The sequence below is a fragment of the Bowmanella dokdonensis genome, from assembly GCF_017254865.1.
In the GTDB taxonomy this organism is placed as follows: domain Bacteria; phylum Pseudomonadota; class Gammaproteobacteria; order Enterobacterales; family Alteromonadaceae; genus Bowmanella; species Bowmanella dokdonensis.
Genome location: NZ_JAFKCV010000214.1, coordinates 1 through 338 on the forward strand (window position 1 = coordinate 1; position 338 = coordinate 338).

Below are 338 nucleotides of genomic sequence, written 5' to 3' on the forward strand. Positions count from 1 at the left end.
CTATTGTGCCAACGCGCTGAGAAAAAACGTTGCGGTCAGTGTCAGGCCTGCCAGTTGCTGGAAGCCGGCAGTCACCCGGATTTACACCAAATTCAAAGCGAGAAGCAAATTGGCGTGGATGACATCCGCAGCGCCATTGAGAAGCTCAGTGGCAAGTCGCAATTAGGTGGCGCTAAGGTACTGATTATTCATCAGGCTGATAGTATGACCGAGTCTGCGGCGAATGCCTTGCTGAAAACCCTGGAAGAGCCCACCGCGCATACCTATATGTTGTTGACCGCCAGCAGTGCTGAGCGGCTATTGCCAACCATTAAGAGCCGCTGCGAGAAGCTGCTATT

Annotated in this window: 1 protein-coding gene; it reads left to right on the forward strand. The window is 53.0% G+C overall.

Annotated elements, in window-relative coordinates:
- On the forward strand, positions 1 to 338 hold a 338-nt coding region (locus tag J0A66_RS22285; protein ID WP_500676669.1), incomplete at both ends, for a DNA polymerase III delta subunit-related protein.